Below are 13650 nucleotides of genomic sequence, written 5' to 3' on the forward strand. Positions count from 1 at the left end.
AGATAATGCCTGAGTTAGTGAAGGTGGTGATGTCGCTAGCATACACTGCTATACCTTTGTCGATGGAGATGATGCCGCTGGTATCATTTATAAAACTAGTCATAGAAGAGCCTTGTATCACCACATATTCTTTGGAATTATCTTCTACAATCATATCAATCTTACCATTATTATAAAACCTATCAGTATCACTCATATATATACCCATTTTATTATCATTTTTACCTGTGTTTTTGATATTTATAGCGCCCGTGTTGATAAAATCCTCAGCTCCACTTCTTAAATAAACAAAAGTCATATCGGTTAGATTGATTGTCCCTGCATTTTCAATAAGCTTAAATTTCAAATCCGACATATTCCATATAAAACCAAATACTGATTTATCGGAAGTGTCACTTGGCGTAAAGTTGGCATTAATCACGCCGCGATTTATCATATTATCTACACCACTATTAGAACTCATTGCTGTTTGAACATACAAAGAATGATTTAAATTTATTTCACCATTTTTATCATTTAAGATAGTTCCTATAGTTCCTGAATTTCCGATTAAAACATCATTTCCATCCTTTGTATTTGAAGTAATTTTGCCTTTATTAATAATATTATCAATAATTCCTTCATTCTCAATACTTGCACCCCATGAACTTTGAGTAGGGCCATCTCTATAAATTTCACCTTCATTAATAAATGCACCAATGTGAGCATTTTTATCGTTATAAATCAAATTATTAGTAGAATCAATATTAATTTTTCCTTGATTTACAATACTTTCTATTTTTGCATTTTTATCATTATAAATGAAAGCCTGATAATAGCTTGAAGAACCTGCACTTTTATAATTTAAAGTAACATCTTTTGCAACAAAAATCGAAGACAAGTTGCCAGTATTCCATATACCAGAATACTTTGGAATACCACTCACATCGCTAGGAGATTTACTGATAGTATAATCTAAATCAGATAAAATAGAAATCGAACCATTATCTCCACTGAATTTAAGACCTACATCAGTGATAGTAAGTTTTTGACTTTCTTGTGCTTGCAGAGTACAATCAGCTGTTTTGCAAAATTCTGATGTTGTTAAATTATCCTCCCCTGCATTAAAGATTTTCCAATCCCCCCCCCTGCCATGGTATTATCATTAATTGCTTGCAAAGACATTGCCGCCACTACAGAAATTAAAAAAACTTTATTTAATAAAAATTCTTTCATTGATAAACCTTTAAAATTTGTTGATATTACGCTCATATAAAAAGCATTTGAAGTTTATTAATTTTAAACTTAAAAAGCACTTTAAAATGAAGCACTTTTATCCAAAAATACAGGGGGGGGGGAATGGTAACTTTCGGTAACATTTTATTTTGATTTTACATTATTTTTTGCGCATTTATAGTTGAAATAAAATTTTAAAGAGTGATTAAAAGTTTTGTTTGATAAATTTTGCTTGAAATTTTCAATTTAAGGAGTTTTAATAATGAAAAAAGTGATTTTAGGTCTATTGATATTTTTAGAATTAGGCTTTTCTCAAATTAGTGGTAGCATAATGGGCGAAGAACTTAATCGCTTACAAGAAAGTATAGAAGAAAAAGAAAACTATCTTGTTGTTGACTTACGCGATATAACAGAATATAAAAAAGGACATTTAAAACATGCAATTAACATCCCTTTAAATTCTTTAAATCAAAATTTTGATTTTTTAAATACAACAAGAGAGGAAAATATAATCTTAATTAGCAATGAGATAAAAGATATTAAAAATGCAGCAAACATTCTAACCCAAGCAAATATCAAGAAAAAAATCATTGTCGCACCTGATCTTAACACATATAACTATACCTTATATAAACAAAAAAATATTAAAGGCAAAGATCTGCAAGCATTAGCAGATAAAGGAGAGGTAATTATTTTGGATGCGAGATTAAAAGAAGATTATGTCAAAGCTCATTTTAAAAATGCCATCAATGTCCCTGAGGCAAAAATGACGCCTGAAATTTTAGATCATATTAAAAAAGCAAGTCAAAATGGTAAAAAACCTATCGTTACTCATTGCTACAGAGGAAACGATGGAAATAAGCTATCTCAAATTATGCTTAAAGAAGGTTTTGAAGATGTTACAAATTCAGTAGATGGCACAAAAGAATTTAATTTTCATTTTAACGAATAATCATAATTTAGAACAAGCTTGTTGCTTGTTTTTTAACAATACCAACTGTGTGTTTGTGTTTTGAAATTTAGGAATATAAGCATAACCACTTGCGTTTTCTATCACTATGCAAACACTTTTTTGAGCTTTATTACTTAGTTTAATGATGCAATTATCGCTTTTTAAAGCAAGAGTCTTATCATAAGCGCGTTTAGTGCTACGCAAAGGCGAATAAAGCCTTCCAAATTCATCAAAAATTATCCGAGTACTTCCAGTGCAAGATCCTTTAAATTCAACCCTTTCAATACCATAGCTTTGCTCTATGTTAAATCTCTTACTTGCCCTTTCATCATCCTTGCTAATTACCCCACTCTGACCTGAGTTCATTAATTTTTTAGAATTTAAAATATCAACGCCAATTTCTCTATCTATATTCTCATTTATCTTGCCAATATTGGCATTTCCATCACCATTTTTATCAAGAAAAATCGTATAAGTTTGCTCATTATTTGTAGCACTTTTAGAACGAATGAAATAAATTTGCCAACGACTCTTAAACCACTCATCTTTTGCAACACTTAATGAAGTATTAGGAATTCTAAAGCTTTCTTGTATTAAGGCCAAAGTTCTTGTATAACGAATATCGTTTAATATCGCATTTGCACCCATTAACAAATCATCTTTGGTGTAAAAAAATTTTGCTATAGCTAAAATAAAACCCACGATCACCATAACAAAAACAAATTCTAATACACTAAAAGCTTGTTTCATTAATTATAAACTTTGAATTTTATAAATTTGAGTGAATTTTCCAAGTTGTATGGTGATTTGATCTTTAGAATTTGTATTTTTTTTACCGCTTTGCTTTAAAGCAAATTTTGCCCCTTTTTCAATCCCGTAAAATTTTAGACGAAGTCCTAATTCTTCATTTGTAGAAATTTGAAAAATCCCTTTTTCTTTTAATTTTTGCGCAAGCTCTTTGGCTTCATGATAATTATTTGCAAAATGTGAATTTTTAGACTTTATGACATAATAAAGCAAAGGATTAAAAATGATAATCAAATAACAAAACAGTAAAAAAATCATACTGCATTCTATAAAAACTTTATACTTTAGTCTGAATTTTGGCAAACGCACTCTATAACTTGCCATTAAAGTTTTAATGAGTAAAGGCGTGCAAATTACACAAAAGGGTAAAAAATCTTCTAAATATAACTTCTGTCTCATTGATAATAAAGAACAAAAAACAAAAGTCACACTCATTAAAAACCAAAGTAAGCTTTTTTCACCCTTAAACAAAGATCTATAAATCACATAGAAAAAATAAATAAAAACAAGAGGAGAAAAACAAGCTGCAAAAATTCCCAAAGTATCCAAAAAATATCCCTTAGGTTTTCCGCCCGTATCAAAACCGTAAAAACTCATTGATAAACCAAATAATACCAAATTTACAATGAAAAAAGTCCGCTCTTTCTTATAAAGAGCGAAAAAGAAAAAAGTTAAAAACAAAATACTAAAGGATTTATCCATAAATAAAGCCAAAATTAAAAGAATATAACAAAGGGTTTTTTTATTATATTCATAACAATAAAGTATGGCCAAACTTAAAAAAATCACAATAGAAGCTTCATTAACCAATAAAGCACTAGCAACTGTTCCGGGTAATAAAATAAAAACCAATAAAGATAAAAAAGCATCTAAGTCGGTTTTGGTGTATTTTTTGGCCAAAAGATAAAGCAAAATGCAACTTAAAACATGAAAAAATAAAAAAGGAAGTCGCAAACCAAAGTCATTTTGTCCAAAAATAAAAGTCCCAAAATGTGCAAGATAAGAAAGTAAAGAATGTTCATAAAAATAAATTTTCGCCTCATCAAAACTAATGCTAAGTGTTGAAATTCCATAAAGCAAAGCCAACAAATCAAGACTAAGTAAAATGATAATAAATTTATAATATTTGATTTTTTCCATAGCAAGGATTTTACAAAATTAAGCTTAAAATATCAACTAATATGGACATTAAAAAGCACAAGCCAAATAACACAAAAAGCCAAAGTATTAAAAAATGCCAAGAAATTTTTAAACATTCTTAAAATCAACAAAGATAAACAAAAATACAACAAGAAAAAATAAATATTAGTATTATGCCACATTTTAAAAGGAATGATGAGAATGAAAAAGACAACATTAACCATCAATAAAAATAAAAAATTTCGCCAATAAATGGCATTAAAAAGTATAAAGACTAAAATAAAAATACCACAAATTTCAACAATAAAATGCGCAATAATCTCTATTTAATCTTTTAAAGTTAAAAATTTACTATTGTATTTGCCTTCAAGCAAATCTTTTTCATCTGCTTGGCTCATGTTTTGAAGTAATTTTTCATATCTCAACTCATCTTTTTGTGCTAATTTTTTTATATACGCTAACATTTTTGCCTGAATTTCTTCATCTTGCCAATGAAATTTATTAATAGAAGTTATACCAGCAATCAAAGCAAGTATCAAACACCAAATACACAAAATTTTTTGAAAAGAATTTGCTTCTATAAAAACATAATTTTGCTTTTTAAAATAAGAAAAAATTTGTTTTAGCATATAAAACCTTGTATAATTTTGAAAATTATATCCAAAAAGGCAAAAATGCAAAGTGTTGATAAAATTTACAAAACACAAATCGAAATTAAAAAATCTACTTTTTTATCCTTCCTTTGTCCTTTTAAAGAATTTAAAATTTTAATCACAAATCTCAAACAAGAACACCCAAAAGCCGTGCATTTTGTCTATGCTTACCGCGCTTTGAATGACTTAAATCAAATCATAGAAGATAAAAGCGATGATGGAGAGCCAAAAGGCACTTCAGGAATGCCGACTTTAAATGTTTTAAGAGGATATGATTTAGTTAATGTGGCTATAGTCACAGTGCGATATTTTGGTGGGATAAAACTTGGCACAGGCGGACTTGTAAGAGCTTATAGCGACGCAGCAAATGCTGCTATAAGCTGTGCCAATTTAATTACTTTTGAATTTAAAAGTGAGCAAAAAATTTGTGTGGATTTTGCAAATTTAGGAAAAATAGAACATTTTTTAAACAAAAATTCTTTTGAATTTTATAAGGAATTTAAAGAAGATAAAATCATTTTAAATATCAGCCTAAACGAAGAAGAAAAGAAAAAACTGCAAGATTTTTGTAAAAATTTTTCGCCTCTAAATTTGCAATTTTTAAACTAATTTTAAACTAAAACCCTCCAAAAAGGAGGGAAACTCACAAAGCATTCAAAATATCATTAAGCATAGATGAGTGTTTACTCGAAGTTTGTGTGCCAACTTCTTCACTTTGGATGCCTTGATCTTGTTTGAATTTATATGCGTAAAGATTAGCTTTACTTGCATACGCACTATCTGTGTTAAAGGAATTTTGATTGCTACTAACAAAACTTTCTTTGAAAACATCGTTTTCATTTTCTTGATTTGCTAAAACCATATCCATAAAACTTTGTTTAGAACCAGAAGCATCTTCCACTTCCTTATCCACCTTCTTAAAAATCCCACTTTGCACATCATATTCATAAGAGCTGATGGTTTTGTAAGTTACTTGCATAAATCTCTCCTTTTCAAAATATGCTCAAAAAACAAGCAAATTTCATTCCGAAAAGTTTAGTTTTGCATTAGTCTCCGTTGGTAGATAAATGCTCCATATCAAGTTCGTTATTGCGGATAAATTCTTCTTTTGCATGCTTGCATTTAATATCCCTAAGCTTGCGGTATTCGTTACGAATAGTAATCTCTTTATCACTCAAAGGCCTATCTTCTAAAAAACTAATGTGAAAATAAGTATCATCTTCCTTTGAATAAGCCTTATAAAAATCCATATAGTCAAAATAATCTTTTCCATTGTCAAATTCAACAATTTCTTCTATATAAATAGTTGGCCCAAAACCCTTGTGATTTTGAGTAAAATGCCCAAAGCCTGCACTGTATTGAACCCTAAATTTAGCCATCATTTTCTCCTAAAAATTCTTGATAAGTCCCACGAAAATCCGTGAGTTTTCCATTTTCTAAATGCCAAATACGATTAGCAAAGGCAGAAACTAGCTCTCTATCATGGCTGATGCAAAGTACTACACCTTTAAAATTATACAAAGCCTCGCCAAGTGCGATAATGCTTTCAAGATCTAGATGATTATCAGGCTCATCTAAAAGCAGAAAATTTGGGCGTTCCAGCATAAGTTTAGACAACATCAAACGATGTTTTTCTCCCCCGCTTAAACTCGCTGCCATTTTTTCTTGATCATTACCACTAAAAAGCATTCTACCTAAACACTTTCGTATTTCGTCTAAGTCTTTGAATTTTTCACTCATAAGCCATTCATAAAGTTTCAAATTTTCACATATTAAATTACTCGTATCTTGAGGAAAATATCCAAGCTCTATGGTTGCTCCTAAATGTAACACTCCGCTATCTGGAGCAATAGCACTTGCTATAATCTTAGCTAAGCTTGATTTACCCACACCATTAGCGCCGATTAGGGCGATTTTGTCGTTTTTTTCGATTTTTAATTCCAAATTTGAAAACAATTCTTTATCATAAGCTTTGCTAATACCCTTAAGCTCCAGAACTTCATTGCCTATCTCGCGATTTGTCCTAAAAACAATACTCGGATCTCTGCGACTTGAAATTTTAATCTCTTCAAGCTCTAATTTTTCCAAAGCTTTTGCGCGGCTTGTAGCTTGCTTTGCCTTAGAAGCATTGGCACTAAAACGGCGGATGAAATTTTCTAATTCTTCTCTTTCTTTTAAGGTTTTATCGCGTTTAAGCTCGGCTTGTTTTGCCAAAAGTGTCGAAGCCATATACCAATCATCGTAATTTCCAGCAAAATCACGAATTTGCTTAAAATCCACATCTAAAATTCTTGTGCAAATTTTGTTTAAAAAGTGTCTATCGTGAGAAATGACAACCAAAGTTCCTTCGTGTCTTAAAAGCTCATTTTCAAGCCAAGAAATCGCTTCTAAATCAAGGTTATTTGTGGGCTCATCTAAAAAAAGCACATCAGCACCCAAAAATAAGACTTGTGCGAGTAAAACTTTAAATTTGTCCGCACTTTGTAAGGTGCTCATTAAAGCATTAAAATCTTTGATTTTTAAAGAACTTAAAATTTTCTCGCAACGCGTTTCACAGTCGTAATTTGGATCTTCTTCAGCCGTTATCATTTCAAGTTCGCCTAAGCGCTCGTTGATTTCATCAGTAAATTCTTCGCTCATATAAAGCTTTTCTTTTTCTTTCAAAGCATCGTATAATCGCTTGTTCGCACACATTACCGCATCTTTAATGGTGTAGTTTTCAAAAGCGAATTGATCTTGGCCCAAAACTGCAATTTTTAAACCCTCATCAAATACAACTTCTCCACTACTTGACTCTAACTCACCTGAAAGAATTTTTAAAAAAGTAGATTTTCCCGCACCATTAGCGCCAATTAGTCCGTATCTTTGACCACGAACAAGCTTTAAATTTACATTTTCAAATAAAAGCTGATTTGCAAAACGCATAGTAAGGTTTTTAACTTCAACCATAATTTTCCTTTTGTTTTTAACTAAAATTTTTTAGAAAATTGTAGCGAAAAAATTAAAACTTTTATTGAACTTTAATATTCTATTGTTGATTTTAAACATTATTATAATGTATTTATAAATATTATTTATTAAAAACTATTTCTTAAGTTTAATTTTATGGGGGGGGGTATAATGCATTTTTATGATTTTAATTCAGGGGAAAAAATGAAAATATCAAAAGAAAAAATGATAGAAGCAAAATGTTGCTCTTGTCAAAAACGCGCCGAGAGACCACTGGAACAAATATATTATTTATTTGGTAATTTATGCATAGATTGTCTAGAAAAAAAATTAAAAACTATGGGGCTACCATTATTTCAACTTTTTAACGAAGATTTTCATAGGCTTACAAAACAAGTTAAATTTTTAAATGCATTAAAGCAAATGGATCAAATTCTTAAAGATGAAATTAAAATCTTCTATCCTGTTTGGTGTTTAAGATCAGCTGTAGAATGGGAATTAGTCCGCATTGGGATATATCTTGATGGTGGAAAAACCTCAGGTCCACTATCTGCTATGTCAAAGATTGAAACAATACAAAAAAAATATTATGGGGAAAACGAAGAAAATGTAGCAGCAGCTAGTGTTAATTGTATAATTAATCATTTGCAAATTGTCCATAAGATTAACACAAAAATAGGAGAATTGCAAATTCCTACACTAAAGCAAACAATAATACCACAAAAAGAATTGGAAAATACCTATGATATAGGCTTTGATATGGTTTATACGCAATTTGATCAATTAGAGAAGTTGCAAAAGATTGATATTGATACATTATTAAAACAAAGACATGAAACTTGCATAAAAATTGAACAACACGGCATAAAATATAGGCAAGCACTGGCTCAATTATATAACACAGTAGAAGCAATTTGCAAATATCATAAAAGCGATGATATGGGATTTACTGTAGGACATTGCTTTTCTTATATAAATGGGTCTTTATATGGTCTAACAGATCAAATTGATAAAAGAAAAGGATAAACAATGTTTTTAGATTCATTTGGAAATGTATATAATGATGGTTTTGTAAGTTATAATAATCCCATAAAATCTTTTATTGAAAGTCGCAAGATAACAAAATTAGTTCATTTTACAAATGGGAAAAATATAAAATCTATTGACAAATACGGTATATTATCCGTTGCAGAACTTCAAAAAAGAGGTTGGTTTTATTCTAAAAATGATGAAATGAGGCTCGATGGTTTACTTGATTTCATTTCATTATCAATCACCGATATAAACCATTTTGTTTTTGATAAATTTGTAAACAATGGTTCTCTTAAAGATCCCCATATCGTTATAATTAGCCCAAGAATTCTTTGGGAGAGTAATAATAAAAGGCTTTATTGCATAGCCAACGCAGCGACAAAATCTCCAAGAGGAGGAACTTTAAAAGATTTAAAGGCTTTATTTGATGATGTTGTAGAATACAATGTCGGCGGAAAAACAAGAACGATAAATCGACAAGCACGAGATTTAAATCAACCAACAGATCCACAAGCAGAAATTTTATTTCAAAGAATAGTTGAGCGAAAATATATTATGGAATATTATCCCTATGAACATAAATATTTTTATAAAGATGAAGATATTTTCTGTTAGTTCTGCAAATAATAAAGGAGAGAAATGATATGTATTTTATTAATTTTTTAAAAAAAGGACACTTTTAACATGATGATTTTTCAATGCAAGATTTGCGGTAAGAATATACAAACCCCTATTGGAAAAATGATTTATATTTCTACTAGTTGCGCATGTTGTATTTCGTGCTGGAAAAATTCCAATTTTTTATCTTCTCAAGTATTATTTTTTCAAACATTAGAAAAAATAGATGAATTATATTATGTCGAACTTGCAATCTTGCATCCATTTTGGCATATAAATCTACTTTCTCAAACTCCGGATTTCTCACATTTTAATATTTGGAAAAAAAGTTTTTCAAGCATTCTAACCTATCTTAAAGAAAAAATTGTTATTATAGAATATGCTAATGAGCAAACGCGGTTTAAAGCCAAATTTAACAATTATATTCAATACGCAAACTATGAACAATTAAAATCAGAAATAGAAAAAACAATGTCTCATGTCTTAGGCCCCATAGACATAGAACTTGTTTCGAAAAATATAGACAATCACATTCTTAATTTATCTAACTTTGCTAACATATATCAATATAATTTAGGGATATTATTGTATCAATATCTTCAAATTACCGAAGAAGCGAAAGAAGAAAATAATTCTTTTATTAGAACTATCAATAATAAAGAATATAATCACTATGAAAAAATAGCTACAATCTTTGCTGTAGTTTATGGTCTAATAGATCAAAACGCACAAGCATTACTTGAGCATCTTGGGCATACGGTAGGAGTTTAATTATAATGCATAATTCCACTCCCCTATATATAAAAAAATTAATTCATTTTATTAGAAACAAAATTAAATAATGACAAAAAAGGATAAAATATGGCAAAAAGAATTTATTTTTTAACAGATAATGAGAAATTTTATAAAGAAATAGAAGCTGAATTTGAATACTTTAATGGCTTTGCAAAAAGCCAAAAGCAAAAAAGCATTAAATCTTTCCATGAAGCGATTAAAAAACAATATCCTGATAAAAAAATTCTAGAAATTTCAACAAAATCTGAAAATTTAGGAACACAGTTTAGTGCTTTTAATTTAACTTTGGATGGTTATTCTGTCGAATGTATTTTTCAATCAGCAAAAGTATTTAAAGATAAAAATAAAGAATATAGTTTTAAAGAAATTCTTTACGAAGATAAATCATTAGATAGCAAAAATTGCATTAAAGAATTTTTAGAAAATCATAAAACAGCCAAATTATCACATTTTGAATACGAAAATAAGCGGTATGAGCTAGAACCTAAAAGTTCATTTTATGATTTTATTTACATACAAGCCTTAATGCAATCCAAAGATGCAGAAAAACTCGTAGAATATGATATTTTCACTGACATTGAATTTAATCAAAAAAAACAAATTAATTGTCAAGCTAGAAGTTGTGCTATCTATGTAAGTTTAGTCAAAAATAAAAAAGTTGATTATTACATGAGTTCCTTTGAAAATTTTAAAAAAATTTACAATCAAAAAGAACCAAGTTTATTTGATTAAAACCCACTTTTAAGCTTTTTTCTATAAAATTTCTACCATAACTTTATCAAAGGCTTATTATGTTTTTTTTGCAATCTTTAAGTGTTTTTAGTTTTGTATTTGAAATTTTGGCTCTTTTTTTATCTTTTTACCTTAAAAATACAAAAATTTTCTTTCTCGCTCTAGCTTTGCTAAGCTTTAGACTCATTTATCTTTATAGTAGTATTTATCAAGCACATTTGTTTGTTTCTTTGTTTTTGCCTTTTGTATTTTTACTCTTTATCATCACTCAAAATGGAATTTTAGTTTTCGATAAAATCAATTTAAATAAAATTTTCATTTTGCTTTTTACTTTGTTTTTATCACTTTTTTTAAGTAAAAGCACGGTTTTTAATGGCTCTTTGGGGAGTTTTGAACTTGGAATTTTTCATCCTATTAGCACCATTAGTTTTTTATGTTTTTTGGCTGAAATTTTATTTTTGTTATTTTTAAATTTAAGAACAAAAGAATGGTATTTGCTCGCCGCTTTTATCGCTTCTTACATTCAATTTTTATTTATTCCAAGCTTACAAGCTTCGTATTTTGAATTTTCATCTTTGATTTTTGTATTTTATCTTGGCTTTAAAACTTATAAAAATGCCTTTTATGATTCTAGCGTGGGACTAAAAAATTACAAAGCACTAAAACGCTTTTGTTTGGGTAAAGAAGGGATGTTTTTAGGTATTTTGCATTTTGAAAATTTATCCTCATCTTTTTTGAAAAAAATGGCTAAATTTATCCAAACCTCACTAAAAACAAAAGTTTTTTTTCATCAAAATCAATTTATTTGCATCTTAAAAAATGAAAAAGACTCAGAAAAATTAGAAAAAATCAAAAACACGCTTTTAAATTCTAGTCTGAGTAAAAGTGAAAATTTTAACATTCACATTAGTGTAGCAAAATACGAAAAGTCTTTAGAAGAAAGTTTGAAAGAAAATTAAGCTCCAAAAAAGGAGCTTTGATTATTTTTCGTTAGCTTCAACTTCGATAGTAAGCTTGATTTCATCGCCTAAAGTTAAAGTTGGAGTGCTTGGAGAAAATTTAAAATCCGATCTTTTGATTTCTCCACTTAAAGAAAATCCTACTTTTTCTTTGCCATTTGGACCTTTAGCTACGCCACCGATTTCAGTATCTAAAACTATATCTTTTGAAACACCAGCTATGGTTAAAGTTCCGCTCATTTTACCTTCATCATTGCTTGTTTTTTCATATTTTTTCATCACAAAAGTCATATCAGGATATTGCTTTGCTTTGAAAAAATCATTTTGCTGGAGGTGATTATCCCTTGTTTTATTATCCGTATCAACAGATGCTACTTTAATAGTTGCTTCAAGTTTTTTAAATTCACTTGTCGCAGGATCATAATCAATCACAGCATCATAATCTTTAAAATTTCCTTTTACATTGCTAATTTGCAAATGTTTAATTTTAAAGCCAACATCAGTGTGGGTTTTGTCTAAAGTGTATTCTTTAGCCAATAATCCAGAACTAAGCAAAGAAACCGCTACAAGCGAACTTAAAAGAATTTTTTTCATCTTTTCTCCTTATAAAATTTTAATTGAAAGTGTAAATTTAACAAACAAAAAATAACAAAAACATAATAATGAAAATAATTCTTAAATTAATCAATTTTCATTTTCAAAAAAGAAACAAAATCATCAAAACTTGGCAATTTTAAATCCTTAACTTCTCTTTGTTGCTTTCCCCACATACACTCAGGAAAAAACGCATCATCTCTAAAACGTGCCATAATATGAAAATGCACTCTTGGAACATAGTTTGCAAGAGAAGCTATATTAATTTTTTCAGGTTTATAAAACTCTATCATAGCCTTTTCGCAAAGTAAAATTTTATCAAAAAGCTCTTTTTGCAAATTACTAGGACAATCACTAAATTCTTTATAAATTTCTTTAGTAAAAATCTTAATCCAAGGCACTTGCGACTCTTCTTTTTCCATATAAATTAAATCATTTTCGTAAAACATTTTTTTCCTTGAAAATATTTTTAAATATTTTACAAAATTTATCCATTCTTTAGTCAAAATAAGTAGAATAAAAATAAAAATTTTTAGGAGGGTAAAATGCAAATTAATGCTAATAGTAATTTTTATGATTATTCTAAAAACTCTTCTAAAGAAATAAAAAATTCAAATTCCCTAACCCAAAATTCTTCAATTTCCAATACCGATGAAAAAGAAAATAAAGAAAACAAACAAACCCAAAATGTAAATGGAGTTGAGCTTGATGCAAAGCAACTACAACAACTTCGCGAACTTCAAAGCATTGATAGAAATGTAAAAGCCCACGAAGCAGCGCACCAAGCTGCAGGTGGAGGCTTAGCAGGTGCTGCAAGTTTTACATACACCAGAGGTCCTGATAATCAAATGTATGCTGTAGCGGGCGAAGTGCCTATAAAAATGCAAAAAGGAAGGACACCCGAAGAAACCATAGCCAACGCACGTCAAATCATAGCCGCCGCAATGGCGCCAGCCGATCCTAGTCCACAAGATTATAAAGTCGCTGCAAATGCTGTTAAAATGGAATTTGAAGCAAGAGCTGAAGCTATGAAAATAAAGGCTGAGGAAGCACAAAAAGATAAGGAAAAAACAGAAGAAACAAAAGACAAAGAAAACTCCAAAGACTCTACAAATTCCAAAAATAACACAGAAAATAATGAACAAGAATTTAAAAGTTTCATAGCCAAAACCTATCAGCAAAATTCGCAAAGCTAGGACTTTGA

18 protein-coding genes are annotated in these 13650 nt (G+C 29.3%); 8 read left to right on the forward strand and 10 right to left on the reverse strand.

Annotated features, from left to right (window positions below):
* On the reverse strand, positions 1 to 880 hold an 880-nt coding region (locus ELQ16_RS09090; RefSeq protein ID WP_134239258.1), incomplete at its 3' end, for a hypothetical protein.
* A gap of 203 nt (positions 881 to 1083) precedes the next feature.
* A complete protein-coding gene (locus ELQ16_RS10435; RefSeq protein ID WP_279586266.1) occupies positions 1084 to 1215 on the reverse strand; it encodes a hypothetical protein in 132 nt (43 codons plus the stop codon).
* A gap of 262 nt (positions 1216 to 1477) precedes the next feature.
* Between ELQ16_RS10435 and ELQ16_RS09095 the strand changes: the two genes are divergently transcribed.
* Positions 1478 to 2167, forward strand: coding sequence for a rhodanese-like domain-containing protein (locus ELQ16_RS09095; protein ID WP_134239259.1), 690 nt, complete (start codon positions 1478 to 1480; stop codon positions 2165 to 2167).
* Here the strand turns inward: ELQ16_RS09095 and ELQ16_RS09100 are convergent, their stop codons facing one another.
* From ELQ16_RS09100 to ELQ16_RS09110, 3 genes are all read right to left on the reverse strand, one after another.
* Entirely contained in the window at positions 2168 to 2917 is a 750-nt protein-coding gene (locus ELQ16_RS09100) for a Tfp pilus assembly protein FimT/FimU (protein ID WP_134239261.1), read from the reverse strand.
* Between the two features lie 3 nt (positions 2918 to 2920).
* Positions 2921 to 4114, reverse strand: coding sequence for a glycosyltransferase family 39 protein (locus ELQ16_RS09105; protein WP_134239263.1), 1194 nt, complete (start codon positions 4112 to 4114; stop codon positions 2921 to 2923).
* Between the two features lie 326 nt (positions 4115 to 4440).
* Positions 4441 to 4743: a hypothetical protein gene (locus ELQ16_RS09110; protein WP_134239264.1), complete on the reverse strand. Its 303-nt coding sequence runs from the start codon at positions 4741 to 4743 to the stop codon at positions 4441 to 4443.
* 45 nt (positions 4744 to 4788) lie between these two features.
* Here ELQ16_RS09110 and ELQ16_RS09115 point away from each other — a divergent pair, with 45 nt between their 5' ends.
* The gene (locus ELQ16_RS09115; RefSeq protein WP_134239266.1) at positions 4789 to 5376 is read left to right on the forward strand and encodes a YigZ family protein; all 588 of its coding nucleotides are present in this window, start codon (positions 4789 to 4791) and stop codon (positions 5374 to 5376) included.
* 34 nt (positions 5377 to 5410) lie between these two features.
* Here ELQ16_RS09115 and ELQ16_RS09120 read toward each other — a convergent pair whose 3' ends face one another.
* The 3 genes from ELQ16_RS09120 to ELQ16_RS09130 form a co-directional block, all read right to left on the reverse strand.
* On the reverse strand, positions 5411 to 5746 hold the full coding sequence (locus ELQ16_RS09120; protein ID WP_134239267.1) for a hypothetical protein: 336 nt from the start codon (positions 5744 to 5746) through the stop codon (positions 5411 to 5413).
* Between the two features lie 67 nt (positions 5747 to 5813).
* Positions 5814 to 6149 (reverse strand): hypothetical protein, encoded by a 336-nt coding sequence (locus ELQ16_RS09125; protein ID WP_134239269.1) that lies wholly within the window; start codon positions 6147 to 6149, stop codon positions 5814 to 5816.
* On the reverse strand, positions 6139 to 7716 hold the full coding sequence (locus ELQ16_RS09130) for an ABC-F family ATP-binding cassette domain-containing protein (protein ID WP_134239271.1): 1578 nt from the start codon (positions 7714 to 7716) through the stop codon (positions 6139 to 6141). The genes ELQ16_RS09125 and ELQ16_RS09130 overlap by 11 nt, the downstream gene beginning before the upstream one ends.
* 204 nt (positions 7717 to 7920) lie before the next feature.
* Here ELQ16_RS09130 and ELQ16_RS09135 point away from each other — a divergent pair, with 204 nt between their 5' ends.
* The 5 genes from ELQ16_RS09135 to ELQ16_RS09155 all read left to right on the forward strand — a co-directional run bounded on the left by ELQ16_RS09135 (position 7921) and on the right by ELQ16_RS09155 (position 11852).
* Positions 7921 to 8742, forward strand: a complete 822-nt coding sequence (locus ELQ16_RS09135; RefSeq protein ID WP_134239273.1) for a hypothetical protein — start codon at positions 7921 to 7923, stop codon at positions 8740 to 8742.
* A 3-nt stretch (positions 8743 to 8745) separates the two neighbouring features.
* Positions 8746 to 9363, forward strand: a complete 618-nt coding sequence (locus ELQ16_RS09140) for a DarT ssDNA thymidine ADP-ribosyltransferase family protein (protein ID WP_134239274.1) — start codon at positions 8746 to 8748, stop codon at positions 9361 to 9363.
* 69 nt (positions 9364 to 9432) lie between these two features.
* Positions 9433 to 10137: a hypothetical protein gene (locus tag ELQ16_RS09145; protein WP_134239276.1), complete on the forward strand. Its 705-nt coding sequence runs from the start codon at positions 9433 to 9435 to the stop codon at positions 10135 to 10137.
* A gap of 90 nt (positions 10138 to 10227) precedes the next feature.
* Positions 10228 to 10893: a DUF6977 family protein gene (locus ELQ16_RS09150; protein WP_134239277.1), complete on the forward strand. Its 666-nt coding sequence runs from the start codon at positions 10228 to 10230 to the stop codon at positions 10891 to 10893.
* A gap of 59 nt (positions 10894 to 10952) precedes the next feature.
* On the forward strand, positions 10953 to 11852 hold the full coding sequence (locus ELQ16_RS09155; protein WP_134239279.1) for a hypothetical protein: 900 nt from the start codon (positions 10953 to 10955) through the stop codon (positions 11850 to 11852).
* Positions 11853 to 11873: 21 nt separating this feature from the next.
* Here the strand turns inward: ELQ16_RS09155 and ELQ16_RS09160 are convergent, their stop codons facing one another.
* A complete protein-coding gene (locus ELQ16_RS09160; protein WP_134239280.1) occupies positions 11874 to 12446 on the reverse strand; it encodes a YceI family protein in 573 nt (190 codons plus the stop codon).
* An 86-nt stretch (positions 12447 to 12532) separates the two neighbouring features.
* Positions 12533 to 12895 carry an HIT family protein gene (locus ELQ16_RS09165; RefSeq protein WP_134239282.1) on the reverse strand — a complete coding sequence of 121 codons (363 nt, stop codon included), beginning with the start codon at positions 12893 to 12895 and terminating at the stop codon, positions 12533 to 12535.
* A 96-nt stretch (positions 12896 to 12991) separates the two neighbouring features.
* Between ELQ16_RS09165 and ELQ16_RS09170 the strand changes: the two genes are divergently transcribed.
* Positions 12992 to 13642 (forward strand): putative metalloprotease CJM1_0395 family protein, encoded by a 651-nt coding sequence (locus tag ELQ16_RS09170; protein WP_134239284.1) that lies wholly within the window; start codon positions 12992 to 12994, stop codon positions 13640 to 13642.
* Positions 13643 to 13650: the final 8 nt, after the last annotated feature.

The sequence above is a fragment of the Campylobacter sp. US33a genome, assembly GCF_004378855.1.
GTDB lineage: Bacteria > Campylobacterota > Campylobacteria > Campylobacterales > Campylobacteraceae > Campylobacter_D.

Bases quoted from the DNA above. Each gene is read 5' to 3' on its own strand.
- ELQ16_RS10435 (WP_279586266.1), bottom strand. From the start codon at position 1,215: ATGAAAGAATTTTTATTAAATAAAGTTTTTTTAATTTCTGTAGTGGCG.
- ELQ16_RS09095 (WP_134239259.1), top strand. From the start codon at position 1,478: ATGAAAAAAGTGATTTTAGGTCTATTGATATTTTTAGAATTAGGCTTT.
- ELQ16_RS09100 (WP_134239261.1), bottom strand. From the start codon at position 2,917: ATGAAACAAGCTTTTAGTGTATTAGAATTTGTTTTTGTTATGGTGATC.
- ELQ16_RS09105 (WP_134239263.1), bottom strand. From the start codon at position 4,114: ATGGAAAAAATCAAATATTATAAATTTATTATCATTTTACTTAGTCTT.
- ELQ16_RS09110 (WP_134239264.1), bottom strand. From the start codon at position 4,743: ATGCTAAAACAAATTTTTTCTTATTTTAAAAAGCAAAATTATGTTTTT.
- ELQ16_RS09115 (WP_134239266.1), top strand. From the start codon at position 4,789: ATGCAAAGTGTTGATAAAATTTACAAAACACAAATCGAAATTAAAAAA.
- ELQ16_RS09120 (WP_134239267.1), bottom strand. From the start codon at position 5,746: ATGCAAGTAACTTACAAAACCATCAGCTCTTATGAATATGATGTGCAA.
- ELQ16_RS09125 (WP_134239269.1), bottom strand. From the start codon at position 6,149: ATGATGGCTAAATTTAGGGTTCAATACAGTGCAGGCTTTGGGCATTTT.
- ELQ16_RS09130 (WP_134239271.1), bottom strand. From the start codon at position 7,716: ATGGTTGAAGTTAAAAACCTTACTATGCGTTTTGCAAATCAGCTTTTA.
- ELQ16_RS09135 (WP_134239273.1), top strand. From the start codon at position 7,921: ATGAAAATATCAAAAGAAAAAATGATAGAAGCAAAATGTTGCTCTTGT.
- ELQ16_RS09140 (WP_134239274.1), top strand. From the start codon at position 8,746: ATGTTTTTAGATTCATTTGGAAATGTATATAATGATGGTTTTGTAAGT.
- ELQ16_RS09145 (WP_134239276.1), top strand. From the start codon at position 9,433: ATGATGATTTTTCAATGCAAGATTTGCGGTAAGAATATACAAACCCCT.
- ELQ16_RS09150 (WP_134239277.1), top strand. From the start codon at position 10,228: ATGGCAAAAAGAATTTATTTTTTAACAGATAATGAGAAATTTTATAAA.
- ELQ16_RS09155 (WP_134239279.1), top strand. From the start codon at position 10,953: ATGTTTTTTTTGCAATCTTTAAGTGTTTTTAGTTTTGTATTTGAAATT.
- ELQ16_RS09160 (WP_134239280.1), bottom strand. From the start codon at position 12,446: ATGAAAAAAATTCTTTTAAGTTCGCTTGTAGCGGTTTCTTTGCTTAGT.
- ELQ16_RS09165 (WP_134239282.1), bottom strand. From the start codon at position 12,895: ATGTTTTACGAAAATGATTTAATTTATATGGAAAAAGAAGAGTCGCAA.
- ELQ16_RS09170 (WP_134239284.1), top strand. From the start codon at position 12,992: ATGCAAATTAATGCTAATAGTAATTTTTATGATTATTCTAAAAACTCT.